At 61.4% G+C, this 25,081-nt stretch carries 21 protein-coding genes; 19 read left to right on the forward strand and 2 right to left on the reverse strand.

Annotation, left to right across the window (positions count from 1 at the left end; translation table 11 throughout):
- Positions 1–14 precede the first annotated feature (14 nt).
- The 6 genes from LDN70_RS10155 to LDN70_RS10180 all read left to right on the forward strand — a co-directional run bounded on the left by LDN70_RS10155 (position 15) and on the right by LDN70_RS10180 (position 7,108).
- Positions 15–992, forward strand: a complete 978-nt coding sequence (locus LDN70_RS10155) for an ABC transporter permease (RefSeq protein WP_166842098.1) — start codon at positions 15–17, stop codon at positions 990–992.
- 10 nt (positions 993–1,002) lie between these two features.
- The gene (locus tag LDN70_RS10160; protein ID WP_142939345.1) at positions 1,003–1,941 is read left to right on the forward strand and encodes an ABC transporter permease; all 939 of its coding nucleotides are present in this window, start codon (positions 1,003–1,005) and stop codon (positions 1,939–1,941) included.
- Positions 1,938–2,900 carry an ABC transporter ATP-binding protein gene (locus LDN70_RS10165; RefSeq protein ID WP_223942521.1) on the forward strand — a complete coding sequence of 321 codons (963 nt, stop codon included), beginning with the start codon at positions 1,938–1,940 and terminating at the stop codon, positions 2,898–2,900. The genes LDN70_RS10160 and LDN70_RS10165 overlap by 4 nt, the downstream gene beginning before the upstream one ends.
- Positions 2,897–3,991: an ATP-binding cassette domain-containing protein gene (locus tag LDN70_RS10170; RefSeq protein ID WP_142939343.1), complete on the forward strand. Its 1,095-nt coding sequence runs from the start codon at positions 2,897–2,899 to the stop codon at positions 3,989–3,991. Before LDN70_RS10165 ends, LDN70_RS10170 begins: the two co-directional genes overlap by 4 nt.
- The gene (locus LDN70_RS10175; RefSeq protein WP_223942522.1) at positions 3,988–5,550 is read left to right on the forward strand and encodes a glycoside hydrolase family 32 protein; all 1,563 of its coding nucleotides are present in this window, start codon (positions 3,988–3,990) and stop codon (positions 5,548–5,550) included. Before LDN70_RS10170 ends, LDN70_RS10175 begins: the two co-directional genes overlap by 4 nt.
- 133 nt (positions 5,551–5,683) lie before the next feature.
- Entirely contained in the window at positions 5,684–7,108 is a 1,425-nt protein-coding gene (locus LDN70_RS10180) for a glycoside hydrolase family 32 protein (RefSeq protein ID WP_353618937.1), read from the forward strand.
- Between the two features lie 166 nt (positions 7,109–7,274).
- Here LDN70_RS10180 and LDN70_RS10185 read toward each other — a convergent pair whose 3' ends face one another.
- Positions 7,275–8,720 carry an SLC13 family permease gene (locus LDN70_RS10185; RefSeq protein WP_223942524.1) on the reverse strand — a complete coding sequence of 482 codons (1,446 nt, stop codon included), beginning with the start codon at positions 8,718–8,720 and terminating at the stop codon, positions 7,275–7,277.
- Between the two features lie 12 nt (positions 8,721–8,732).
- Positions 8,733–9,845, reverse strand: a complete 1,113-nt coding sequence (locus LDN70_RS10190) for a PrpF domain-containing protein (RefSeq protein WP_223942525.1) — start codon at positions 9,843–9,845, stop codon at positions 8,733–8,735.
- Between the two features lie 241 nt (positions 9,846–10,086).
- Here LDN70_RS10190 and LDN70_RS10195 point away from each other — a divergent pair, with 241 nt between their 5' ends.
- From LDN70_RS10195 to LDN70_RS10255, 13 genes are all read left to right on the forward strand, one after another.
- Complete coding sequence (locus LDN70_RS10195; RefSeq protein ID WP_223942526.1) at positions 10,087–11,025, forward strand: LysR family transcriptional regulator; 939 nt, start codon at positions 10,087–10,089, stop codon at positions 11,023–11,025.
- A gap of 275 nt (positions 11,026–11,300) precedes the next feature.
- Entirely contained in the window at positions 11,301–11,705 is a 405-nt protein-coding gene (locus LDN70_RS10200; protein WP_223942527.1) for a tautomerase family protein, read from the forward strand.
- Between the two features lie 162 nt (positions 11,706–11,867).
- Entirely contained in the window at positions 11,868–12,902 is a 1,035-nt protein-coding gene (gene iolC / locus LDN70_RS10205) for a 5-dehydro-2-deoxygluconokinase (RefSeq protein WP_142939337.1), read from the forward strand.
- A complete protein-coding gene (locus LDN70_RS10210; RefSeq protein WP_142939336.1) occupies positions 12,899–13,861 on the forward strand; it encodes a Cgl0159 family (beta/alpha)8-fold protein in 963 nt (320 codons plus the stop codon). Before iolC ends, LDN70_RS10210 begins: the two co-directional genes overlap by 4 nt.
- 6 nt (positions 13,862–13,867) lie before the next feature.
- Positions 13,868–15,814 carry a 3D-(3,5/4)-trihydroxycyclohexane-1,2-dione acylhydrolase (decyclizing) gene (iolD, locus tag LDN70_RS10215; RefSeq protein ID WP_223942528.1) on the forward strand — a complete coding sequence of 649 codons (1,947 nt, stop codon included), beginning with the start codon at positions 13,868–13,870 and terminating at the stop codon, positions 15,812–15,814.
- A gap of 45 nt (positions 15,815–15,859) precedes the next feature.
- Positions 15,860–17,371 carry a CoA-acylating methylmalonate-semialdehyde dehydrogenase gene (locus LDN70_RS10220; RefSeq protein WP_223942529.1) on the forward strand — a complete coding sequence of 504 codons (1,512 nt, stop codon included), beginning with the start codon at positions 15,860–15,862 and terminating at the stop codon, positions 17,369–17,371.
- 33 nt (positions 17,372–17,404) lie between these two features.
- On the forward strand, positions 17,405–18,322 hold the full coding sequence (locus LDN70_RS10225; RefSeq protein WP_142939334.1) for a sugar phosphate isomerase/epimerase family protein: 918 nt from the start codon (positions 17,405–17,407) through the stop codon (positions 18,320–18,322).
- A 62-nt stretch (positions 18,323–18,384) separates the two neighbouring features.
- On the forward strand, positions 18,385–19,398 hold the full coding sequence (locus tag LDN70_RS10230) for a Gfo/Idh/MocA family protein (RefSeq protein WP_223942530.1): 1,014 nt from the start codon (positions 18,385–18,387) through the stop codon (positions 19,396–19,398).
- Positions 19,399–19,410: 12 nt separating this feature from the next.
- Entirely contained in the window at positions 19,411–20,286 is an 876-nt protein-coding gene (locus LDN70_RS10235) for a sugar phosphate isomerase/epimerase family protein (protein ID WP_223942531.1), read from the forward strand.
- Positions 20,283–21,713, forward strand: coding sequence for a sugar porter family MFS transporter (locus LDN70_RS10240; RefSeq protein ID WP_166842108.1), 1,431 nt, complete (start codon positions 20,283–20,285; stop codon positions 21,711–21,713). The genes LDN70_RS10235 and LDN70_RS10240 overlap by 4 nt, the downstream gene beginning before the upstream one ends.
- Positions 21,714–21,941: 228 nt before the next feature.
- Entirely contained in the window at positions 21,942–22,943 is a 1,002-nt protein-coding gene (locus tag LDN70_RS10245) for a substrate-binding domain-containing protein (RefSeq protein ID WP_166842109.1), read from the forward strand.
- Positions 22,944–23,006: 63 nt separating this feature from the next.
- Complete coding sequence (locus LDN70_RS10250; protein WP_105691435.1) at positions 23,007–24,056, forward strand: ABC transporter permease; 1,050 nt, start codon at positions 23,007–23,009, stop codon at positions 24,054–24,056.
- Positions 24,057–24,066: 10 nt separating this feature from the next.
- Complete coding sequence (locus tag LDN70_RS10255; protein ID WP_223942532.1) at positions 24,067–24,990, forward strand: ATP-binding cassette domain-containing protein; 924 nt, start codon at positions 24,067–24,069, stop codon at positions 24,988–24,990.
- Positions 24,991–25,081 lie beyond the last annotated feature (91 nt).

The following is a 25,081-nucleotide window of genomic DNA, read 5'->3' on the forward strand; positions in this document are numbered from 1 at the left end:
AATGGAGGGAAACCGTGCGCTTCATCCTGCGCCGCCTGGGTTTCTACCTGATCGCCTTCTGGGCATCCATCACCCTAAATTTCCTGCTCCCGCGATTCATGCCCGGCGACCCCGTGTCCCGTATGTTCGCCCGCTCCCAGGACCGAATGCAGCCCGAACAGATCGAGGCCCTGCGCAAGCTGCTGGGTGTTGATGACCGGCCCATTTGGGAGCAGTACATCGACTACATTCACAACATTTTCACTGGGCAGATGGGTGTCTCCATCTCGCGTTTCCCCACCCCGGTCACCGAGGTCATCTCGTCCCAAATCGGCTGGACACTCCTGCTGGGCGGAACCGCACTGGTGATCGCCGCCGTCGTTGGTAACCTGCTGGGAATCCTGGCGGCTTGGCGCCGTGGCGGCGCGATCGACTCCGCGCTCCCGCCCGTGCTGGTTTTCATCGGCTCGTTCCCCTACTTCTGGCTGGCCATGGGTGCGCTGTACCTCTTCGGCGTGGTGCTGGGATGGTTCCCCATCAGGCACGCTTTCACGGACGGATTGGAACCGGCATTTACGTCGGAGTTCATCGGCGACGTCGGCGCCCACCTTGTGTTGCCCGCGCTGACGATCGTGCTGGTTTCGATCGGCGGCTGGATGCTCGGCATGCGGAACACCATGATTGCCACCAATTCCGAGGACTACATCACCATGGCCGAAGCCAAGGGACTGCGCCCTGGCCGCATCATGCTCCGCTACGCAGCCCGCAACGCCATGCTCCCGTCGGTGACCAGTTTTGGCATGGGACTGGGATTCGTGGTGGGTGGTGCGCTGCTCACAGAGGTGGTGTTCGCCTACCCCGGCGTTGGCTACCAGCTCCTCAACGCTGTCCAAGGCCTCGACTATCCGCTTATGCAGGGCCTGTTCCTGACCATCACCGCCGCTGTGCTGCTGGCCAACTTCCTGGTGGACATCCTCTACGTCCGCCTCGACCCGCGCGTGCGCAGCAACTAGAGGACCGATCATGACTACCGCACTTCTGAAGCAGCCAACACCAACACAGGCTGTCCGCAAGCCCAACCGCAGCTTCGTCCACGGCCTCATCAGCAACAAGAAAGCGCTGACGGGCATGGCCGTGATGGTCATCTTCCTTGCACTGGCACTGCTGGCGCCGGTGCTGTTCCCGGGTGACCCATCAAGGATCACCGCGATGGCCTCCCTGGAACCATCGGCCGAGCACTGGCTTGGCACTACCGCCAAAGGACAGGACGTGCTCGCCCTGACCGTCCACGGCTCACGTAGTTCGCTGTTCGTGGGACTGACTGTGGGCGTGGCGTCCACTTTCATCGGCATCCTGGTGGGTCTGGCCTCGGCGTACTTCGGCAAATTCATTGACGAAGCACTGTCCCTGGTCACCAACGTTTTTCTGTTGCTGCCCGGCCTGCCATTGCTGGTCATCCTGGCCGCCTTCCTCCCGCCGGGCCTGGGCACAGTGATCCTGGTTCTTGTGGTCACCGGGTGGGCCGGGTCAGCCCGCGTCCTGCGCTCACAAGCACTATCCATCCGCTCCAAGGACTTTGTGGCCGCGGCCGTAGTTTCCGGCGAACGGGCAGGCCGGATCATGTTCCGCGAGATCCTGCCCAACATGGCCTCGATCGTCATGGGCACCCTCCTGGCCTGCGTGATTTATGGAATCGGCGCCCAAGCGGGCCTGGAGTTCCTGGGACTGGGCGATGTCAGCACGGTCTCCTGGGGAAACAACCTCTTCTGGGCCGGTAACGAAGGTGCCCTGCTGACCGGCAGTTGGTGGGTCTTTGTACCCTCCGGCGTGTGCATCGCGCTGGTGGCCTTCGCCCTTGCACTGATCAACTACGCGGTGGACGAAGTCACCAACCCGCGGCTCCGAAAGATCAAAACGCCCAAAACAACACCCGCGAAAGCCGAAAGGAGCGCCGCCAAATGACCATCTCCCAGGTTTCCTTCGGCTCCCACCAACCTGTCCTGGAGGTCAAGAACCTCACGGTGCAGTACGTCGGCGATACCCGCTCCACCACCGCCGTCGATCACGTTTCCTTCAGCATCGGCACCGGCGAGGTGTTCGGTCTCGCGGGGGAGTCCGGATGCGGAAAATCCACCATCGCCAACTCGATCATGAGGCTCCTGAAGGATCCCGCGAAGATCGCCGGCGGCAGCATTTCCTTTGGCGGCAAGGACGTCCTGGCCATGACTCCGGAGGAGCTGCGGCGCTTCCGCTGGCAGGACGTGGCCATGGTTTTCCAATCGGCCATGAACTCGCTCAATCCGGTGCTGACCATCGGCGAACAGATCGTTGATATCTTCACGACCCATGCCGGCTATTCCCGCAAGGAATCAATGCGGCGAGCTGGGGAACTACTGGAACTGGTGAGGATCGAACCCTCCCGGCTCAAGTCCTACCCGCACCAGCTCTCAGGCGGCATGCGTCAACGAGCCGTGATTGCCATGGCTGTAGCGCTCAAGCCGTCACTCTTGATACTGGACGAGCCAACTACCGCTCTGGATGTGGTGGTTCAGCAGGAAATTATGGCCCAGATCAAGGAGCTCCAGCGCGAGCTCGGTTTTTCTGTCCTGTTCATTACGCACGACATGTCCCTCATGGTGGAACTCTCGCACCGCATGGCCGTGATGTATGGCGGGCGGATGGTGGAAACCGCCAAGGCCCATGACGTCTACGCCAACCCCCGTCACCCGTACACCCAAGCCCTGATGGGCGCGTTCCCGCCGCTCACCGGCCCCCGCGTCCCATTGACGGGACTGCCCGACGGCGTGAAGTTCCGCAACATCCCGGACCTCGCTGAGGTGGCACCCGGCCACTTTGTAGCCCCGTTTGACGCCGACACTTCGGTGGTCAATTCCGTCAACCTGGAAGGAGCCGCACGATGAGCCACTCACTGATGACCCCGGCGGCCGTGTCCACCACCGGCACCCCTGCCTTGGAAATTCGCGGCCTTGGAAAGACTTTCCCCATTGGCGGTTTGTTCTCCCGCGATTCTGTCCGCGCCCTCCACGGGATCGACCTGAGCATCGCCAAAGGCGAAATCGTAGCGCTCGTGGGGGAGTCCGGTTCCGGCAAGAGCACCTTGGCCCGCTGTGTGGCGCGGCTCGAAAAGCCTAGTTCAGGGGAAATCCTGATTGACGGCGTCGACGTCCTCAAACGCGACCGGTTCCAAGCATCGCGTGCGTTCCGATCAAAACTGCAGATGGTGTTCCAAGACCCCTTCGGTTCACTGAACCCGGCCCACAGGATGGATCACTTCCTGCGGCGCTCGTTGGCGATCCACGGCAGGAGCGGCGGAAGCGAGCGGGAGACCCAGCGGCGGCTCGAAGAACTCATGACCACCGTTGGCCTTCAGGCTGACATGCTGAACTCGTATCCGCACGAGCTCTCCGGCGGCCAGCGCCAACGCGTTGCGATCGCCCGGGCCCTCGCCGTTGAACCGCAGGTCATCCTGGCTGATGAGCCCACGTCCATGCTGGACGTTTCTGTCCGGATCGGCGTGCTGAACCTGATGCGCAAGCTCCGCGACGAGCAGGGCATCTCCATGCTCTACATCACCCACGACCTCGCGTCCGCACGGTACTTGGCAGACAGGACCGCGGTCATGTTCGCCGGTGAACTGGTTGAAGAAGGCGAGTCCTTGGACCTTCTGGCCAATCCTGCCCACCCCTACACGCAACTACTGGTTTCAGCTGTCCCTGACCCGGCCCGTGCAGGCTCCTATGATCCGGTACGCAGGGCTGAACTGCGGCAAGCGGTCATGGCCTCAACGCACTGCGCGTTCCACGGCGATCCGAACCAAGCATGCTCGTCCGAGGAACCTGTGCGCCATCAGGTGGGTGACCCCGAAAACCGTCACTGGGTTCGCTGCCACCTCTACCGGCCGTGGGCTGCTGCCGGCAGTCATGCCTTGGTCAGTGAACCAACCCAAACCAGCCACCCGGCGTCGAACGCTCACGAAGAGGCTTCCGCATGACTGAACTTACCCACCCGCTCGCCACCGTTCCGCGCGACGAACTGCTGTCCCGCGCCGAGGCCGACCCCCTTCGCCCGCGATTCCACTTCGTTTCACCGGCCGGTTGGCTCAACGATCCCAACGGGGTCAGCCAGTGGAACGGCACGTACCACTTGTTCTACCAATACAACCCTGAGGGTGCTTTTCATCACCGGATTCAGTGGGGCCATGCCACTAGCTCGGACCTGGTCACCTGGACTGATCAGCCCGTGGCTTTGGAGCCATCCGCGGGACCGGATGCCGAGGGCTGCTGGTCCGGGGTGTTGGTGAACGACGACGGCACACCCACCTTGGTGTACTCCGGACGGTTCGCGGACAAGGAGTTGCCCTGCGTCGCCATAGGATCCCCTGACCTTCTGGACTGGACCAAGGATCCCGGGAACCCCGTGATCGCAGCGCCGCCTGCAGGGGTGGACATCACTGCCTACCGCGATCACTGCGTATGGCGCGAGGGGACCGTGTGGAGGCAGTTGGTAGGCTCAGGAATTCGTCATCGCGGCGGTACGGCGTTCTTGTACGAGTCTTCGGACTTGAGATCGTGGGACTACGTGGGGCCGCTGTTCATCGGAGATGCCTCACAGGGTGACCCGGCGGACACTGACTGGACCGGGACCATGTGGGAATGCGTTGACCTGTTCCGGGCAGGACAAGGTTCTTTAGGATCCGCACCTGCTGACGACTCGCCGGATGTGCTGGTTTTCTCCGCGTGGAACGACGGCGAAACCCGCCACCCGCTGTACTGGACCGGTCGCTACGCCGGAAATTCCTTCGAACCGGAGGCTTTGCACCGGCTGGACCTTGGGGGTCGCTTCTTCTACGCCCCGCAGTCTTTCCAGGATGAGTCCGGTCGACGTGTCATGTTCGGCTGGATGCAGGAAGGTCGCAGCGACGCAGCCATGGTGGAGGCCGGCTGGTCCGGGGTGATGAGCTTGCCGCGGCTCACCACGGTGGCCAACGACGGAACCCTGGAGTTTGCACCGGTTCCCGAAATCGCGAAACTCCGTCGCAACCACGTCAGCGTGCCGGCCCAGGTTTTGGTGGGGGCTGGAACGCCACTGGATACCCGTGTGTCCGGCAACCAGCTGGACCTTGAGCTGGACCTACACCTTGCCCCTGGTGCGGAGGTTCGCCTCGGCGTGCTCGTGTCCACGGATGGTGCTGAGGAAACGCTCATCATGCTGAGCCGGGCTGCTGACGAAACCCCAACAGGCACTCTTCGCCTTGACCGGACCCGCAGCAGCCTCAACCCTGCCGTTGACGTTGAGGACAAGTCCGGCCCCATTCCCATGACTAATGGGCGAGTTCGCCTGCGCGTTCTGGTGGACCGGTCCGCCGTCGAAATTTTCGCCAATGGCAAGCCGCTCACGGCCCGTATTTACCCAACCCTCGGCGGCGAGCGCGTGACGCTGGCAGCCACCGAAGGTTCGGTGCGGATCCTCTCCTTCGATGCCTGGACCATGGCCGGGGTCTTTGAAGAGACCCGTAGCCTGCAGCCGGAACGGAAGAAAACCCATGGATGAATCACTGTCAGTCTCCCGCCGCGGACTTCTGACCGGCGCTGGCGCTGTTGCGCTGGGCGGGTCCATCGCGCTCTCCACTCCTGGAGGACCCGCTATGGCGGTGGGTGGCCCAGCCTCGAAAGGATCATCGCGGATGCGCCCTGTCTATCACTTCAGCGTGACCGACAACTGGAAGAACGATCCCCAACGACCCATCTACCTTGACGGGGAGTACCACTACTACTACCTGTACAACGCTGACTACATCAAGGGCGGTGGAGGCACGTCCTGGCGCAGGGCCACCACCACGGATCACGTCGCATTCCGGGATCGCGGAGTGGCGATACCCAAGTTCCGCAACGGCAACGGCGATTGTTGGTCCGGATGTCTGGTGGTTGATGATGCCAATACTGCCGGATATGGTGCTGGAGCCGTCATAGCCCTAGTTACCCAGGCTCCGGAAGGCCGGCAGGCACAATACCTCTGGTACTCCACGGACAGGGGGCGCTCTTTCACGCCCGGCGGCGAGGCGCCGGTACTGCCCAACCCGGGGGTGCACGATTTCCGAGACCCCAAGGTGATCTGGGACGCAGACCGCGGCCGGTGGTTCATGGCCAATGCCGAGGGGCAGAAGCTGGGTTTTTACACTTCCCCGGACCTTCGGTCCTGGAAACGTGTTGGCGAATTTCTTCGCAGCGACCTGGGGCTGCTGGAGTGCCCTGACCTCTTCAAGATGACTGCCGACGACGGCACCTCGCACTGGGTCCTTGGTACCAGTGCCAATGGCAAGGGGCGCGGGTTGCCTGCGACGTATGCGTATTGGACTGGAGCTTTTGACGGCAGCTCCTTCACCCCCGACCACGCCGAGCCGGAATGGCTTGATTATGGCTTCGACTTTTATGGCGCAGTGACCTACCCGCATCACGATGCGACGGGTGCGGAGGACCCAACCCTCCGACGGGCAATCGGCTGGGCCAATTTCTGGGATTACCCCCACAACACGCCAACCCTTTCCACTGACGGCTACAACGGCGATGACATGATTGTCCGCGATGTCCGGCTCAAGCGTGGAAGCGACGCCTATTACCTCGCCTCAGCGCCCACATCTGCCCTGAGCGATCACGTGAAGCGCACACATCGACTAGGTGATGTGGCGGTTGCCGGTACTCATGACCTGAAGATCCGCTCGAATGCTTACGATCTGAGCTGCGAGGTGGTGTGGGATCCGGCCGCGCCGCCGGCCAATCTCGGGTTGGAGGTATGCCGCGCGCCAGGTGGAGGCAGGCATGTGGCCGCCGGTGCGTTCCTGCGTGGCTCGTTTACGTACGTCAACCGCCGCCCCACCGTTAACCCCACTGCGGGGGAAACCCAAACCGCGATGGATCCCACCACTGGCAGACTTACGCTCCGCATCCTTGTGGATCGCACCAGCGTCGAAGTGTTCGTCGGCGATGGGCGCGTGGTGCACTCGCACCGGGTTTTCCCCCTTGAAGGTGATGACGGCATCCGCCTTTACGCCCATGAAGGATCGGCCACATTCCAGGACCTGACCATCCGTGAGCTCAAGGTCACGCCCTAGCCCCACCCAAAAATAACGAAGGGCAGGACCACTGGTGGGTGGTCCTGCCCTTGGTGCGATGGGTCGCGCCCTTGCGCCCGGAGGTCGGGTTACCTGTTGCGATGGTGTGCCGGAGCGGTTCCTACGCGTACCGAACCTGTTCTTCGGCGTTTAGTAATACGTTGAGCTACATGATGCCCGTTGGTACAAGCAATGCCCAGGCGAGTGCGGGTGCCACCAAAACCACTCCGCCGGCGTACATCATCAGCTGCTTATAGACGCGCTGACGGTCATCTTCGCGAGCGTTGGCCACCACCAACGCGCCGTCGGTGGAGAACGGCGATACGTCCACCACGGTGGCGGCGGTCGCCAGGGCCGCAACGGTTCCCGATGCACTGAGCGAACTCGTTGCCAGCAAAGGACCAGCCAGAGGGATGAAAGCTGTCAGCAGTGCGGTGGAGGAGGCGAAAGCGGAGCCGACGCCGATGACGTAGCAGAGTACCAGGGCAATGAGGAGAGGTGCTCCGAGGGCCAGGGCTTGCTCTGCGAGGGTGTCGATGACGCCAACGTGCTGCAGGAGGGAAACGTAAGTGATCATTCCGGCGACGAGCAGCACGGTGGACCAGGAGACTCCGCCGATGAAGGTTTGGTGCTCCCTGATGTTGACCAGCGCCAGCAGGAGTCCCGCCGAGAGGGCGACGAAGCCGATGGGCATGTGGAAGCCCAAGGCGCAGACAAGCATGGCCACGATGAGCCCCAGCGTCAGGATCTGCTGGCCGTGCGGGCGGGTGGGTCGTGCCTCGAGCTCGGCGTGCTGGCCTGCGGCGCCGTCGCGGAGTTTACCCAAAAGGGCGAACAGCACCACAGTGAGTACGGACAGGATCAGATTCAGTGCGAAGCTCGCTCCGAAAAGTGCGCCCTGGGAGATCGGGAAGCCGTTCTTGACAGCAATGTCATGCACCAGGACACCCGCCACGGACAGCGGGGAGAAGCCGCCTGCGTGGGCTCCGTTGATGATGAATGCGCCCATAAGAACCGGGTGGATGCGTGACTCGTAGGCCAGGCCGATCGCAGCCGGTGCCAGCAGAGCCACGGCGGCGGGGGAGAACGTGCCCAGGGCGGTCAGTGATGCTGCGAGCAGGAAGAATACCCACGGCAGCAGCAGAGTCTTTCCACGAACAAGCCTGACGCAGTTTTGGACGATGATGTCGATGGTCCCGTTTCGCTGGGCCATGCTGAAGAAGTAGGTAACACCGATGATGGTGATCACGATGTTCGCCGGGAAATCGGCCAGGATCTCCTTGTCGGTCATACCCAGCATGAAGTAGCCAACCCCGAAGGATGCCACGAGTCCCATGACACCGATGTTCAGTGGCCACTTGGTGGCGACGACGAACATCACCACAAGGATTACCAGCGGGATGATCTGGATGGCAGTCATGGTCGGCTCCGATTCAGGGGTGGCCGCCGGGTTGAAGATGGCACCCCCGAACAGGATGGCAAACAGACCCAGGATGACTGAAGCGGCAACCGTTATCAGCAGGATACGGCGGCGGTTGCCGGGTCGCTGGGAACGCTCTTCCCGGATGTCGCTCTCAGCCTCGGGAGCTGGTGTGGAAATAGTCTTAGCCATGGTTGTTTCTCCTCATCGAGTGGCTGTTGCTAGTGAGGCTTCGACGACGTTGCCGAGAGTCTCCGGGAGGTGAATGATGCTGGAGGCGATGGTGCGCGCTGTTCGGTCTACGCCCACCAGAAGGGACCCATCTAGTTCCTCGCTCCAGGTTTCGATGACGCCGGCAGGTGTCCGCAGTTTCAGGACTGCCTGGGGTGCGTCGCCGGTGATGTCGTTCATTACCGTGCCCGGGGTGCGGGTGGCGAGTGTGAGGGCGATGCTGCCGGTGATGGCCAACGCCGGATGGGGCTTGCCCATCGACAGCATCATGACGTTGACGTCGCACTCCGGCCCGGTGGGTGGGCCGACGATTGCGAGCTTGGGAACGGCGCGTGCGGCTTCGGCTGGAGTTGCTGCCATTCCCATTCGGACCGCTGCCTGACGACGGATGACGTCCAGGGTATCCAGGTGCAATTCCACGCTGGCCTTCCACGTCTCGTAGCGGGCTGTGTCCAGTCCAAGTTCCTCGGCCCGGACGATGACTACCGGGGCGCCGGCATCCACCATCGATACGGTCCAGCGGGTTCCGCCGGCCATGATCGTGTCTGACGCCTCACCCGTGGGGAGCAGATGTCCGGTGGTCTTGCCGGCCGGATCTTGGAAGCCAAGACCGACTTTGTAGCCGGGAAACACGACGCCGGGCATGTGCGCGTCCGGGGTGATCGGCAGCGCGCCGGCAGGTGTGGAAACCCGCTGGATGATGATCTGGCCCGTGTTGGTGTTACGGGTGACGATGCGGGTGGAATCGGCGTCGGGCACGACCCAGCCTTTCTCGATGGCGTAGAGGCCGACGACGGCGGAGCAGTTCCCGCAGTTGCTGCCCCAGTCAACGGTGGCCTCCTCGATGCCCACCTGGGCGAAGGTGAATTCGACGTCCACCCCCGGGTTCGCCGGTCGGCTGAGGATCATTGCCTTACTGGTAGTCGATGTAGCCCCGCCCACCCCATCGATTTGCCGGGTATCGGGGCTTCCAAAGAGTCGTGGCAGGAGATCGTCCAGGTTGGCGTTGGCCGTATCCAGGTGTTCAGTTTCAAAGACCCAGCACTTGCTGGTTCCTCCGCGCATCCATTCAGCTTCGATCTTCATTGTGCTTCCCTGCCTCTCGTGGCAATCCTGCAAAGTTTGTTTGCCTGTTACGAGGATGATCCGAATCACATATGAAGACAATGTTGGATAAATGAGGGGGAGTGTAGTGATCCTTCATTCACTGTGTAGGCAGGGTTAGGCAGAGCTTGAAGATTGCGAAAACCCTGGTTTCCACCCTGCTGCAGGCGCTGAATGCCGTGCAACTGCTTAGAATGAACCAAGTATGGAGAAGGGTGAAGCGATGCTTAACGATGAAAGTTTGGATTTATTTGATATCCGGCGACTTGCCCTCCTGGTGGAGGTGGTGGAACAGGGATCGATCACCGCGGCGGCGGACATCATGATGTATTCGCCATCGGCTGTCTCGCAGCAGCTGCGCAAATTGGAGCAGGAAGTGGGGCAGCCCCTGCTCAACCGGCGGTCCCGCGGTGTTGTCCCCACGGAGGCGGGGCAGGTGCTGGCAGGACATGCGCGGAAGATCGTGGGACAGATGCGCGCCGCCCGGTCCGACCTTGGCCAGATTGCCGGTTTGAACCGCGGCTCATTGACGGTTGGCACGTTCCCTACACTGGCCGGTTCATTTTTGCCCTTAGTGATCCGCGCCTTCAAGAAGCGCTACCCGGCGATTGGTCTCTCAGTGCGCAGCGCCCGCTTCGATGAATTGGTCTCGGACCTCGAATCCGGAGTGACCGGGTTGTGCTTGCTCTGGGACTACCCCTGGAACCGCTTCAACGACGAATCCATTCGGGTCACGGAAGTCTTCCAAGAGAGCACGGTGATCCTTGTGGCCAAGGGGCACCCTTTGGCCGATCGCGACGAGGTGACCATGAAAGACCTCCGAAAGGAATCGTGGATAGTCCGCGCAGAGGCGCACCCGGTAGTGGAGGTACTTCAACGCTCCGCCCACGACGCCGGCTTTGAACCAAACATCGGATTCCTTGCCAACGATTACCAAGAGGCTCAAGCCATGGTCAGCGTCGGCATGGGGGTGGCGATGGTCCCCAAGACAGCGGTGGCCTTGCAGCATCCGGATGTCAGGGTCCTCAGCCTAGGGGCCGAGGCACCCCTGCGCCGGGTTCTCTTGGCCCAACGCCAGGACAAGGTCTATGCGCCTGCGGAGGTGGCGTTCCACTCCACCCTGTTGGAAATAGCCCGTGAACGAGGCAACGACTATCTCTGAGGTGGTGCATGGCATCGGACGCGCTAGGGCAGTGGGTCGACCCTTGGTACAGGCGTAGCGTTCGCTGACCCTGGTGGTTATCACCTATCAAGTGGCCTTGGTGAGGCGCATGTGCCATTGGGTGGCAGTCGTCCACCCACCTTCGATTACCGCCACCCCCCTTGCCGCCCCGCGGCCGGGGGGTTGTTTGTTGTTGGCACCAAGGGAATCACGGCACCCTTGAATTTCGAAGATGCAGTTTGTTAGTATGACAGGACAAACTAGGAGAGAAAAACATGCCGCTTGTTCGAATCGACGTCAATCAAGGCCGCACCCCGGAGGAATTGACCGCGCTGAGCCGCGCTGTTCACGATGCCATCCTTGCGGAATATGGGATACCGGAGCGCGATTACTTCCACATTCTCACCGAGCATCCCCAGGGTCAGATTATTGCCCAGGACGCCGGCCTCGGGTTTGAGCGCACTTCCGGGATGGTGATGATCCAGATCTTTACGCAGGGTGGCCGCAGCCAGGATGCCAAGAGTTCGTTATTTGCGGCAATCGCCAGCAGTCTGGCTGAGGTGGGAGTGCCGGGTGAGGACGTCTTTGTGGGCTATGTGGAGAACTCGCCAGGTGACTGGTCGTTCGGCTTTGGCCGCAGTCAGTATGTCACAGGCGAGCTGGCCGTGCCGAGCAGGTAATGGCACCCGGTGTCATGTTGTAAATATGTCAGTACAAACCTTTGACAGGACATTGAATCTGGTGCAAAGTAGTCCTGTGGCCCCGCTCACTGAGGGGTGGCAAGGCATTGGGGCCCAGCGCTCAAAGGTTTAGAGTTCACAAGAGAAAGGTCAACGATCATCGTGACCCACGAACTGCTTACGATCGGGCGCATCAGCGTTGATATCTACCCGAACGACATCGGAGTGGACCTTGAGGACGTAACGTCCTTTGGGAAATACCTTGGAGGTTCGCCCTCCAACGTAGCCGTCGCCGCGGCGCGTCACGGCCGACGCGCGGGCGTCATCACCCGTACCGGCGATGACGCCTTCGGAAACTACCTGCACCGGGAACTGCACAAGTTCAATGTGGACGATTCTTTCGTCTCCGCGGTCAAGGAATACCCCACGGCGGTGACCTTCTGCGCGATCAAACCGGCCACGGACGAATTCCCACTCTACTTTTACGGCCGTTTTCCCTCGGCACCGGACCTGCAGATCAAGGCTGCAGAGCTGGACCTGGCGGCCATCCGTGACGCCGGCATTTTCTGGTCCACCGTCACCGGCCTGTGCCAGGAACCCAGCCGCGAAGCCCACATCAAAGCCCATCAGGCCCGGCCCCGTGCCGGACTGAAGCAAGGTCAGTTCACCATCTTGGATCTGGACTACCGTCCCATGTTCTGGGCCTCCGAAGCCGAAGCCCGCACCGAAGTTGCCAAGGTCCTCCCTCACGTCACTGTTGCCATTGGAAACGATAAGGAATGTGCAGTTGCCGTAGGTGAGGGCACCCCTGACGAGCAGGCGGACCGCCTACTGGATGCCGGCGTCGAAATTGCCGTCGTGAAGCTTGGCGCGGAAGGCGTGATGGCCAAAACCCGCACCGAGCGCGTGGTCTCCGCCCCTGTCCCGGTGGAAACCGTCAATGGCCTGGGTGCCGGCGACTCCTTTGGCGGCGCCTTCTGTCACGGGCTGCTGTCCGGTTGGCCGCTGTCCGAGGTCCTGGACTACGCGAACGCCTCCGGTGCGATCGTCGCCTCACGCCTCTCCTGCGCTGATGCCATGCCGACGCCGGACGAGGTCACCTCGCTGCTCACTGAACGAGGCCGCCCCATCCCCGGTGCGGCTTCGGCAGCTGCCACAGTCGGAGCCTCCACCCTTGCAGAAGGAGCAGTTCGTTGAGCGCCAACGATGACCCCCGCCGTTACGAGCATTTGAGCCGTATCAGGTTGGAGGACCCCGAGGCCGTGGCCCGCGCTGCAGCCACCCGCCGCCGTCACCCCGGCCTGAAACACAACACGCAGAACTTCATCGTCGCTGCAGACCATCCTGCCCGCGGCGCCCTCGCCGTTGGTCCACAGCCCATGGCCATGGCGGATCGCAGGGACCTCCTGGACCGTCTGCAGATTGCCTTGGCGAACCCTGCCGTTGATGGCATCCTCGCCTCGCCGGACATCATGGACGACCTCCTGTTGCTGGGGGCCTTGGAAGGCAAACTCGTCTTCGGTTCCATGAACCGTGGTGGACTGGCCGGCCTGGTCAACGAGTTCGATGACCGTTTCACCGGCCATACTGCCGCTGCGCTGGAAGCGCTCGGTGCCGATGGCGGCAAAATGCTCACACGCATCTGCCTCGGCGACCCGGACACTGTGGCCACTCTTGAAGCCACGGCGAAAGCCATCGATTCGCTGGCCGAGCGCAAGCTCATCGCTATGGTTGAGCCGTTCCTCTCTGTCCGTGATGCGCACGGAAAGGTCCGCAACGACCTCCGTGCAGATGCCGTGATCAAGTCTGTGGGTATTGCCGAGGGCCTTGGTTCCACTAGCGCCTATACCTGGATGAAGCTCCCGGTGGTGGCTGAGATGGAACGCGTCATGGCGTCCACCACCATGCCCACTGTGTTGTTGGGTGGTGACCCTGACGGAAGTCAGGACGAGGTGTTCGCCAGCTGGCAGGCAGCTCTGGCATTGCCAGGCGTCCGCGGCCTCACGGTGGGCAGGACGTTGCTTTACCCGCACGACGGCGATGTGGCGGGTGCCGTTGCGACTGCGGCCTCGCTGCTGAACAACACTGCGCCCGTGGCCGCCGCTGCGGACAAGCGCACCTTGGCAGACCGTATTCCAGTGAAAGTATCGGAGTAGCTAGTAATGGGTACAGCAACCCGTCGGATGACCGTGGCCCAGGCTGTGGTCGAGTTCCTTTCCAAGCAGTACACGGTGGATTCCATTAATGGTGTGGAGTACCGTGAGCGGCTGATTCCGGGCACGTTCGGCATCTTCGGACACGGCAACGTGGCCGGCGTGGGCCAGGCGTTGAAGCAGTACCAGGCCGCGGACCCCACGATCATGCCGTACTACCAGGGCCGCAATGAGCAGGCCCAGGTCCACCAGGCCGTGGGCTACGCACGCCACACCCGCCGCCGCCAGACGTTCGCCATCAGCACTTCCATTGGCCCGGGTTCCTCGAACCTGCTGACCGGCGCCGCATTGGCCACCACCAACCGTTTGCCTGTACTCCTGCTGCCCAGTGACACGTTCGCCACGCGCGCCGCTGATCCCGTACTGCAGCAGCTGGAGCTCCCGTACGCGTATGACATCACGGTCAACGATGCCTTCCGTCCGCTGTCCAAGTTCTTCGACCGGGTCTCCCGCCCGGAACAGCTCTTCTCAGCGTTCCACCACGGACTCCGCGTTCTCACGGACCCCGCGGAGACCGGCGCGGTCACGATTTCACTGCCGCAAGATGTCCAGGCCGAGGCTTTCGACGTTCCCGAAGAGTTCCTGGCCGAGCGGGAGTGGCGGATCCGCCGTCCCGAGGCCGAGGATGACGACATCCGCCGCGCCGTGGAGGCCATCCGGGCAGCTAAACGACCGCTGATCATCGCCGGCGGCGGAGTCCTTTACGCCTACGCCAATGATGAACTCGCCACATTTGCTGAGCTGACGGGCATTCCGGTGGGTAACACGCAGGCCGGTGTCGGTGTCCTGCCGTGGGACCACCAGCACTCGCTCGGTGCGGTCGGCTCCACAGGCACGACGGCGGCCAACGCCATCGCTGCCGAAGCGGACCTCATCATTGGCATCGGGACCCGCTACGAGGACTTCACTACCGCGTCCCGCACGGCGTTCCAGAACCCGGACGTGAAGTTCGTGAACATCAACGTTGCAGCGATTGACGCCTACAAGCATGGAACCACACTGCCGATCGTCGCCGATGCCCGCAAGGCACTGGTGAAGCTCAACCAAGCACTGAGTGGTTACCGGGTGGGTGCCGATCTGGAAGACAAGGTCGCAGCGGAGAAGAAACGCTGGAACGCAACCGTGGACGAGGCCTTCGAGACCCGCTACACGCCGCTGCCGGCCCAGAACGAGATCATCGGGGCCACCAACAAGGCCATGGATGACCACGACGTTGTCATCTGCGCCGCCGGTTCGCTGCCCGGTGACCTGCACAAGATGTGGCGAGTCCGCGACCCCTTCGGCTACCACGTGGAGTACGCGTACTCCTGCATGGGCTACGAAATTCCGGGAGGGCTGGGCGTGAAGCGCGCAGCCCTGGCCGAAGCCGCTGCCGGTGGTCCGGACAGGGATGTGGTGGTCATGGTGGGGGACGGCTCCTACCTGATGATGCACACCGAACTGGTCACCGCCGTCGCCGAACGCATCAAACTGATCGTGGTCCTCATCCAGAACCACGGCTACGCCTCCATCGGTTCACTGTCCGAATCACTCGGTTCCCAGCGCTTCGGCACGCAGTACCGGGTCCTGGACAAGGAACAGCACAGCTTCGACGCCGGCGAGAACCTTCCCATCGACCTCGCCACCAACGCTGAGTCGCTGGGAGCCAAGGTCATCCGGATCGAACCTGGTGAGAACGTCATTGAGGCCCTCGGCGCCGCCATCAAGGAAGCCAAAGCAGCCCCGGAAACGGGCCCCATCGTGATCCACGTTGAGTCCGATCCTTTGCTGGATGCCCCGAGCTCCGAGTCCTGGTGGGATGTTCCCGTCTCGCAGGTCTCAAACCTGGAATCCACCCAGCAGGCCTACAAGACGTATACAGACCACAAGAACCGCCAGCGTAAGCTGCTCGGCTAGTCACAGCCCCGCCCTAAAAGCCACAGACCACAAGGAAGTCCGCACATGTCGACGACGACCACACTGACCACCATCCACCACTTCATCAACGGCGCTGAAACCACCGGCGAAGGCGACCGCACCCAGCCCGTCTACAATCCGGCCACCGGTCAGGTTTCCGCGGAGCTGCGTCTGGCCAACGAAGCCGATCTGAACACCACGGTGGCTGCCGCGAAGAAGGCCACGGAGTCCTGGGGCGATATTTCCCTTGCCAAGCGCACCGCGGTGTTGTTCAAGTTCCGTGAACTCGTCGCCGCACATGTCGATGACTTGGCCGAGCTGATCACCGCGGAGCACGGCAAGGTCCTCTCCGACGCTAAGGGCGAGATCGGCCGCGGCCTGGAAGTCATCGAGTTCGCCTGTGGCATCCCGCAGCTGCTCAAGGGCGACTACTCGGACCAGGTCTCCACGGGCATCGATGTTTTCTCCTTCCGCGAGCCGCTGGGTGTGGTTGCAGGCATTACCCCGTTCAATTTCCCGGTCATGGTGCCGTTGTGGATGGCGCCGATGGCCATCGCTACCGGTAACGCGTTCATCCTCAAGCCCTCCGAGCGTGATCCGTCCGCCCCGATGCTGCTCGCCAAGCTCTGGAAGCAGGCCGGCCTGCCCGATGGCGTGTTCCAGGTCCTGCACGGCGGCAAAGAAACCGTCGACGGCCTGCTGACCCACCCGGACGTGGACGGCATCTCGTTTGTCGGCTCCACCCCGATCGCGCAGTACGTCCACGAGACAGCTACCAAGCACGGCAAGCGCGTGCAGGCCCTGGGCGGGGCGAAGAACCACGCCATCGTGATGCCCGACGCTGACCTGGACAACGCTGCCGATCACCTCGCCGCCGCCGCGTTCGGTTCCGCCGGTGAGCGTTGCATGGCGATCTCCGTCGCCGTTGCTGTGGGTGACGCAGCGGACCTGATCGTGAAAAAGGTCCAGGAACGCGCCTTGGCCATCAAGGTGAGCAACGGCACCGAACCCGACGCCGACATGGGCCCGGTCATCACCCCGGCCTCCAAAGAACGCATCGTCAAGATCGTCACCGAAGCCGAAACCGCCGGCGCCGCGATGGTGGTGGACGGCCGGGACTTGGTGGTCCCGGGCCACGAAGACGGCTTCTGGGTGGGCCCCACGGTGATCGATCACGTCAAGACCGAAATGACCGCGTACACCGAGGAAATCTTCGGACCCGTCCTGGTAGTGGTCCGCGTGGCCGACCTCGAAGAGGGCATCAAGCTTATTAACTCCAACCCGTACGGCAACGGCACCGCGATCTTCACCTCCTCGGGAGCGAACGCTCGTAAGTTCCAGCGCTCGGTGACCGTGGGCATGGTGGGCATCAACGTGCCGCTGCCCGTCCCGGTGGCCTACCACTCCTTCGGCGGGTGGAAGAACTCCCTCTTCGGCGACAAACACATCTATGGCCCCGAAGGCGTCTCCTTCTACACCCGAGGCAAAGTCATCACCTCCCGCTGGCCCGAACCCACCCATGCCTCCGGCGCCTCCTACAACTTCCCCTCCAACTAGATCCCCGCCGCCACAAAGGAAGACAAAGCCGTCATGACTGATGTCGAGAACAAGCTGATCATCGGCACCGCCCCCGACTCCTGGGGTGTGTGGTTTGCCGATGATCCCCAGCAAACACCGTGGGAGCGTTTCCTGGATGAGGTTGCCGAATCCGGTTACAAGTGGATTGAACTGGGTCCGTACGGCTACCTGCCAAACGACCCAACGCGCTTGGCAGAGGAGCTCAAGCAGCGCGACCTCAAGGTCACCGCAGGAACGGTCTTCACTGCTTTCCACCGTGGCGCGAAGCAATACGACGAAGCATGGGAGCCGGCCCGTAAGGTTGCTGAACTGACGGCAGCCATGGGCGGCGAACACATTGTGGTCATTCCCGCGATGTGGCGCGATGACGTTACCGGCGAAGCCGTGGAGAGCGGTGAACTTACCGACGAGCAGTGGGCTGACTTGTTCGCCGGCCACAACCGCATGGGCAAGGTGCTGCTGGAGGACTTTGGATTGAACCAGCAGTTCCACTCGCACGCTGACTCGCACGTCGGTGCGCAGAAGGACATCGAAACCCTGCTGGCAGCGACGGATCCGCAATACTTGAACCTGTGCCTGGACACCGGGCACGCTGAATACTGTGGTGCATCCAGCCTGGAACTCATCAAGAACTACCCGGACCGCATCGGCTACCTGCACCTCAAGCAGATCAACCCCGAGGTCCTTGCCGAGGTCAACGAGAAGAACATGACCTGGGCAGCTGCCAACCTGGCAGGCGTCATGACCGAACCGCCCAACGGCCTTCCGGACCTGCGCGCGGTGATCGAAGCGGTGGAAGGGCTCAACCGGCCGATTTTCGGCATCGTTGAACAGGACATGTACCCGGTAGCGTTCGATGTACCGATGCCCATCGCTAAACGAACCCGTAACTACCTGCTCTCCTGCGGCTCCCGTACGCGCATTCAGTAGTAACGCGGTCCACTAACGGCTGCCAGCAGCACCCCAGAAAAACCTCACGAAGGACAGATACAGTGACACAGAATCTCCGCGTTGCCGTCATCGGCGCGGGCCGCATGGGTGCGGACCACATCAAGCGTCTCAGCACGCGCATCCACGGCGCTGAAGTAGCCGCCGTCGTCGACGTTGACCTGGCCCGCGCGCAAGCCGCAATTGAAGGCATCGACGGTGCCGTTGCTCTTGCCAGTGCCGACGAAGCGCTCAACAACGGTGACGTGAACGCCGTCTTGATCGCCACCCCGGGCTTCCTCCACGAGGAAATCCTCTATAAGGCACTGAAGAAGGACTTCCCGATTCTTTGCGAGAAGCCGCTGACGCCGGATGCCGAGAGCGCTTGGAAAGTGGTCCAGGCTGAGCAGGCTTTGGGCCACAAGCGCATTCAGGTGGGGTTCATGCGCCGCTTCGATGCCGAGTACTCGGCCTTGGGCGCCATCATCCGCAACAGCGAATTGGGGGAGCTTTTGATGCTTCACCACCAGCACCGCAACCCGAGCACGCCCGAGGGCTTCACCAACGAGATGCTGATCAACGACTCCGTTGTCCACGAGTTCGATGCCATCCGCTACTTCACCGGTGAAGAAATCACCTCAGTCCAGGTCCGCCTGGGCAAGCCCACCCGCACTGCGCCCAGCGGCCAGCATGACCCCCAGCACGTTTTGCTGGAAACCGAATCCGGTGTGCTGGCCGACGTCGAAATCTACGTCAACGCCAAGTTCGGATACCAGGTGGCCACGCAGGCGTCCTTCGAGGATGGCATTGTGAGCATTGGCGGGGACAACGGCCCGTACGTCCAGTCAGCGGGCAAATGGGGCGGCAACGTCACCCCCGGTTTTGAAGAGCGTTTTGGAGCGGCGTACGACGTCGAGGTGCAGGCTTGGGTGGACGCCGCCCTTCGCAGTGAAATCGGCGGTCCCACTGCCTGGGACGGTTACGCCACCGCATCCTGCTGCGAGGCAGGCGTCGAGGCCCAGAAGTCCGGCGAGAAGGTTAAGGTCCAGCTGAACACCAAGCCGGATCTCTACAAGTAGGGGATAGCCACCATGAAAATTGCACTGGATCCCACGCCATTCCATCACAGCCACACACTCCTGGAATTCCCGAGGGTGGCGGCAGATCTTGGCTACAAGTACCTGCAGATGACCCCCCATGCGGACCTCATCCCGTTCTTCAACCACCCCAAGGCCGATGACGAACTCGTCGGGAAACTTAAGGCAGCCTGTAAGGACGCCGGCGTCGAAATAGCCTCGGTCCTACCCGTCCTGCGCTGGTCGGGTCCGGACGAGGACGCCCGGGAAGCTGCAGTCCGTTACTGGAAGCGCGCCATCCAGATTGCAGTAGACCTCGGCGTCCAGACGATGAACACGGAGTTCAGCGGCCGTCCGGAGAAGGCCGAGGAGTCCGAGCGGGCGTTCTACCGCTCCATGGAGGAGCTGCTCCCGATCATCGAACGCGAGGGTCTGGACGTCCTGATTGATCCGCACCCGGACGACTTCGTGGAGGACGGCCTGGCCGCGATCCGCGTCATCAGGGGCGTCAACTCGCCGAACATCGGCATGGTCTACGTCGCTTCGCACAGCTTCCACATGGGCAACAAGCCGTTGGAGATCATGCGGGCCGCGGGGGACAAGCTCCGTCTGGTGCATGTTTCGGACACCATGAACCACCACGCCTCCCACGGCCTTCGCTACATCACCAACCCTCCCGGCAACGCCGTCCGCGTCCACCAGCACCTGAAAATCGGCGACGGCGACGTGAACTGGGACGAGTTCTTTGGCGGTTTGAAGGAGATCGGCTTCCTGGACAAGGAGAACACCGTAATGGTCTCTTCGGTATTCGCCGAGGATGAGAACGCGGAGGACGTCTCCATTTACCAGTTGGAGACAATGAAGCAGCATATTCAAAAGGTCATCGCATGAGTGTTCCTCTACCTGCGGATACCAAACCGGGCGCTGTTAAGCACAAGAGGGCGCTCCGTACCGTGACAATCATTTCGACGTTCGGCGGCCTGCTTTTCGGTTACGACACCGGTGTGATCAACGGTGCTTTGCCCTACATGCAGGAGGACCTGGGTCTCACACCCCTCACTGAGGGACTGGTTACTTCCTCGCTGTTGTTCGGCGCAGCGTTCGGAGCTCTTCTGGGTGGCCGCCTCGCGGACCGCCACGGTCGCCGCAGGATGATCATGGTCCTGGCCATGATCTTCCTGCTAGGTACGCTCGCTTGCACGTTCGCACCCACAACAGAGGTGATGGTTGTGGCGCGGTTTGTCCTTGGCTTAGCCGTCGGCGGCGCCTCAGTCACTGTGCCGGTCTACCTTGCCGAGGTTTCGCCCAGTGCACGGCGCGGTCGGATCGTCACCCAGAACGAGCTCATGATCGTCACTGGACAATTGCTGGCCTTTGTCTTCAATGCTTATCTGGGAAACAGCTTCGGTGAGGCAGGTGGAATCTGGCGCTGGATGCTGGTGATCGCAACCCTTCCGGCCATTGCCCTGTGGATTGGCATGAACTTCATGCCCGAGAGTCCTAGATGGCTGGCTTCCATAGGAAACTTTGGTGAGACGTTGAGCGTCCTGCGTCGCATACGTTCTCAGGAAGAAGCGCGGGTTGAGTTTGAAGACGTCAAAGCCATGGCCGTGGAGGACTACAAGTCCAAAATGGGTTCCTGGAAGGACCTTGGCATTCCTTGGCTGAGGAGAATATTTATGGTGGGTCTGGGGTTGGCTGTGATCCAGCAAATCACCGGCGTGAACTCCATCATGTACTACGGCACGCAGATCCTCGCCGAGTCTGGCTTCGGGAGGGAAGCTGCGCTGACGGCCAACATCGCCAACGGTGTAATCTCCGTTCTGGCTACGTTCGTGGGCATCTGGCTTCTGGGCAAGGTAGGGCGCCGAAAAATGCTCATCACCGGGCAGGTCGGCACTACCAGTGCGTTGCTGTTAATCGGAATATTCTCTATGGTTCTGCCGGAAGGTACTGCCCGGGGATTTGTCATTCTTGCTCTGACTGTCACGTTTCTCTCCTTTCAACAGGGAGCGATTTCTCCGGTCACGTGGTTGATGCTCTCGGAGATCTTCCCCCTTAAGATCCGAGGCCTTGGAATGGGCGCTTCTGCCTTCGTGTTGTGGATCGTCAACTTCTTGGTCGGCTTCGGATTCCCGCAATTGCTCGCCGCCATTGGCCTTTCCAACACCTTCTTCGTCTTTGCCGTTCTGGGCGTCGGGGCCATCGCGTTCGCCATGAAGTACATTCCCGAAACCAAGGACAAGAGCCTTGAGGATCTGGAGCATTACTTCAAAAACATCGCTGGCACGGCATCAGCGGACTCCAGAAGTCGCTGAACCTTCCTGCCACCACACAAATCAACTGCTCAAGGGCAGTCCCGCTGAGTTGAACGGGACTGCCCTTTTGCATGCCCTGAAGCGAGAATCCACAAAGAAGTTACGTATGTACATCCTAATGTCAGGACAAAGTATTGACTTATGTGCTGGAGATCACCATGATCTATGTAGGCGCAATCCGGTGGCTGCAAGGTGGCAGCCCGGAGCTGTAATCAAAGGAGATTCAAAGTGGGTAAATTTTCCTGGCGTAAAGCCGCCCTTGTGGCGGCAGTTGTACCGTTGCTCGCGTTGAGCGCGTGTTCCAGCAGTGGAGGCAAAACCGACGGATCGGGCAGCGGTGCCGGTGGCGGCCAAGTCGCCTCAACAGAACGCATCAAGGTGGCACTCATTACGCACGCTGCCCCCGGCGACACGTTCTGGGATATTCTCCGCAAAGGTGCCGAGGAAGCTGCCGCGAAGGACAACGTGGAATTGCTGTACACGTCCGACCCCGAAGGTGGCCGGCAGGCACAGTTGATCCAGCAGGCCATTGATCAGAAAGTGGCTGGCATTGCGGTCACTTTGGCTAAACCGGACGCGCTGAAGGATGTCCTGAAGAAAGCAGAAGACGCGGGTATTCCGGTGGTCAGCCTGAACTCCGGCGCAGATGTGTGGAAGCAGGTAGGGGCCTTCACGCACTTCGGTTCCGATGAGAACCTGGCCGGTGCTGCCGTAGGTGAGAAGCTCGCTTCACTGGGTGTGAAGCATCCAATCTGCGTGATCATGGAGCAGGGCAACGTCGCTCTTGACTCACGGTGTGCAGGCGTGAAATCCAAAGTCCCTGGGACGGAAAACCTCTTCGTGCAGGGCACCGATATGACCCAGGTTTCCTCCACCGTCACGGCAAAGCTTCAGGCAACGCCCGACGCGGACGCCATCATTGGCCTCGGCGCTCCGTTCACTCTGACCATCAACAAGGCAGTGGAGTCGCTGGGACTTCAAAGCAAAGTCAAAGTTGCATCTTTCGACATGAACGGCGAACTTGCCCAAGCCATCATAGATGGCAAGGTGGCCTTCACTGTTGACCAGCAGCCGTGGCTGCAGGGATACGGTGCAATCGATGCGCTGTGGCAGGTCAAACGTGGCGGAATCCACGTGGGCGGTGGACTTCCTGTTCTGACCGGACCATCAATCATCGATCAGTCTTCGGCTCCCGACGTCCTCAAGTTCGCCAAGGAAGGCATCCGCTAAGGATGCTCCCAGCGGGGTTCCCGGGACTCAAACCCGGGAACCCCGCCCTAGCAGGAGAAAGCCATGACACAGACCCTATCCAAAGCCCCCCTCCCCATACGCGATGAACGCATCGGCAAGCGCAATCCGCTCCAAAAAATGCTTGGGCGCCCGGAAGTTGGCGCACTCGTTGGAGCCATCGTCCTCTTTATCTTCTTCTCGTTGGTTTCCCCTACGTTTTTGCAGCCCGCATCATTCGCTACCGTCCTCTACGGAAGTTCCACTATCGGGATTATGGCCGTAGGCGTCTCCTTGCTGATGATCGGCGGAGAGTTCGACCTATCAACAGGCGTTGCGGTCATCAGTTCAGCCCTCACGGCATCCATGTTCAGTTGGTACTTCAGCACAAACGTCTGGGTGGGCGTTGGATTGGCCCTGCTGGTATCGCTGGCTATCGGCTATATCAACGGCTGGATCCTGATGAAGACCAAGCTTCCGAGCTTCATTGTCACCTTGGCCACGTTCCTGATGTTGACGGGTCTGAACCTCGGATTGACAAGGATGATCGGCGGCGGCGTTTCATCGCCCTCTATCTCTGACATGGATGGCTTTTCGTCAGCCCAGGCAGTTTTTGCATCGTCCGTGAACCTGGGTGGAGTTGAAGTCAAGATCACCGTCTTCATCTGGATTGCCCTCGTGGCCGTCGCCACGTGGGTGCTCATGCGTACCCGAGTGGGTAACTGGATCTTCGCAGTGGGAGGCGACGCGAATGCAGCCCGGGCGGTGGGCGTTCCAGTCAAGGCCACCAAGATCGGACTCTTCATGGGTGTGGGCTTCTGTGGCTGGATCCTGGGCATGCACAACCTTTTCGCCTTCGACTCAGTGCAGTCCGGCGAAGGCGTGGGCAACGAATTCCTGTACATCATTGCCGCTGTCATTGGCGGTTGCCTTCTGACCGGTGGCTACGGTTCAGCAGTGGGCGGCGCGATCGGCGCGTTCATCTTCGGCATGGCCAACAAGGGCATTGTGTACGCGCAGTGGAACCCGGACTGGTTCAAGTTCTTCCTGGGGCTGATGCTGCTGCTCGCCACCATCGTCAACCTCATCGTCAAGCGCCGCGCGGAACTCAAGTAAGGGGCCGGAAATGAATGCCAAAGCGATCGACCAGGGAACGCTGTTGCAGAATGAGCGTGATCCCCTCACCCACACACCCGTCCATCTTCTTTCCTTGGAAGGAGTGGGCAAGCACTACGGCAACATCATCGCGCTGAGTGAGGTCACCATGGCCGTGGACAACGGCCGCGTTACCTGTGTGCTGGGCGATAACGGCGCGGGCAAGTCCACGCTGATCAAAATCATCGCCGGTCTCCACCAGCACGACGACGGCGTCTTGAACATCATGGGTGAGGACCGGAAATTTGGTTCCCCCCGCGATGCCCTGGACGCCGGCATCGCCACCGTGTACCAGGACCTTGCAGTGGTGCCGCTCATGCCTATTTGGCGGAACTTCTTCCTCGGATCCGAGATCACCAAAGGCTTCGGCCCGTTCAAGTACATGGACGTCGAACAGATGAAGGCCATCACGCTCAAGGAACTGGCGGAGATGGGCATCGACCTTCGCGATGTTGAGCAACCCATCGGGCAGCTCTCCGGAGGTGAACGCCAGTGCGTCGCGATTGCCCGCGCCGTGTACTTCGGCGCCAAGGTCCTCATTCTGGACGAACCCACGGCGGCCCTGGGTGTGAAGCAGTCGGGTGTGGTCCTGCGCTACATCCTCCAAGCCCGCGACCGCGGCCTCGGCGTCATCTTCATCACCCACAACCCGCACCATGCTTTCCCGGTGGGGGATCGGTTCCTTTTGCTCAAGCGCGGCAAGTCCATTGGGTACTACGACAAGAAGGACATCACCTTGGACGAACTCACGGCCCAGATGGCTGGTGGCGCTGAGCTTGCTGAACTCGCCCATGAGCTGGAACAGCTGGGAGGCCATGGCGACGTCGTAAAAGAGGTCAAGGCCGAAGTAGCGGACGTTGACAGCGTGAACGCCGGAAGCCCGAAGCACGCGTAAAAGTGCACTGGCGGGGTCCTCCGGAGATCTCTTCGAAGGACCCCGCCAGCTGTGCACACGGCCCATTCATATCGTCAATAGAAGGGAACAC

The sequence above is a fragment of the Arthrobacter sp. StoSoilB22 genome (genome assembly GCF_019977315.1).
Taxonomy (GTDB): domain Bacteria; phylum Actinomycetota; class Actinomycetes; order Actinomycetales; family Micrococcaceae; genus Arthrobacter.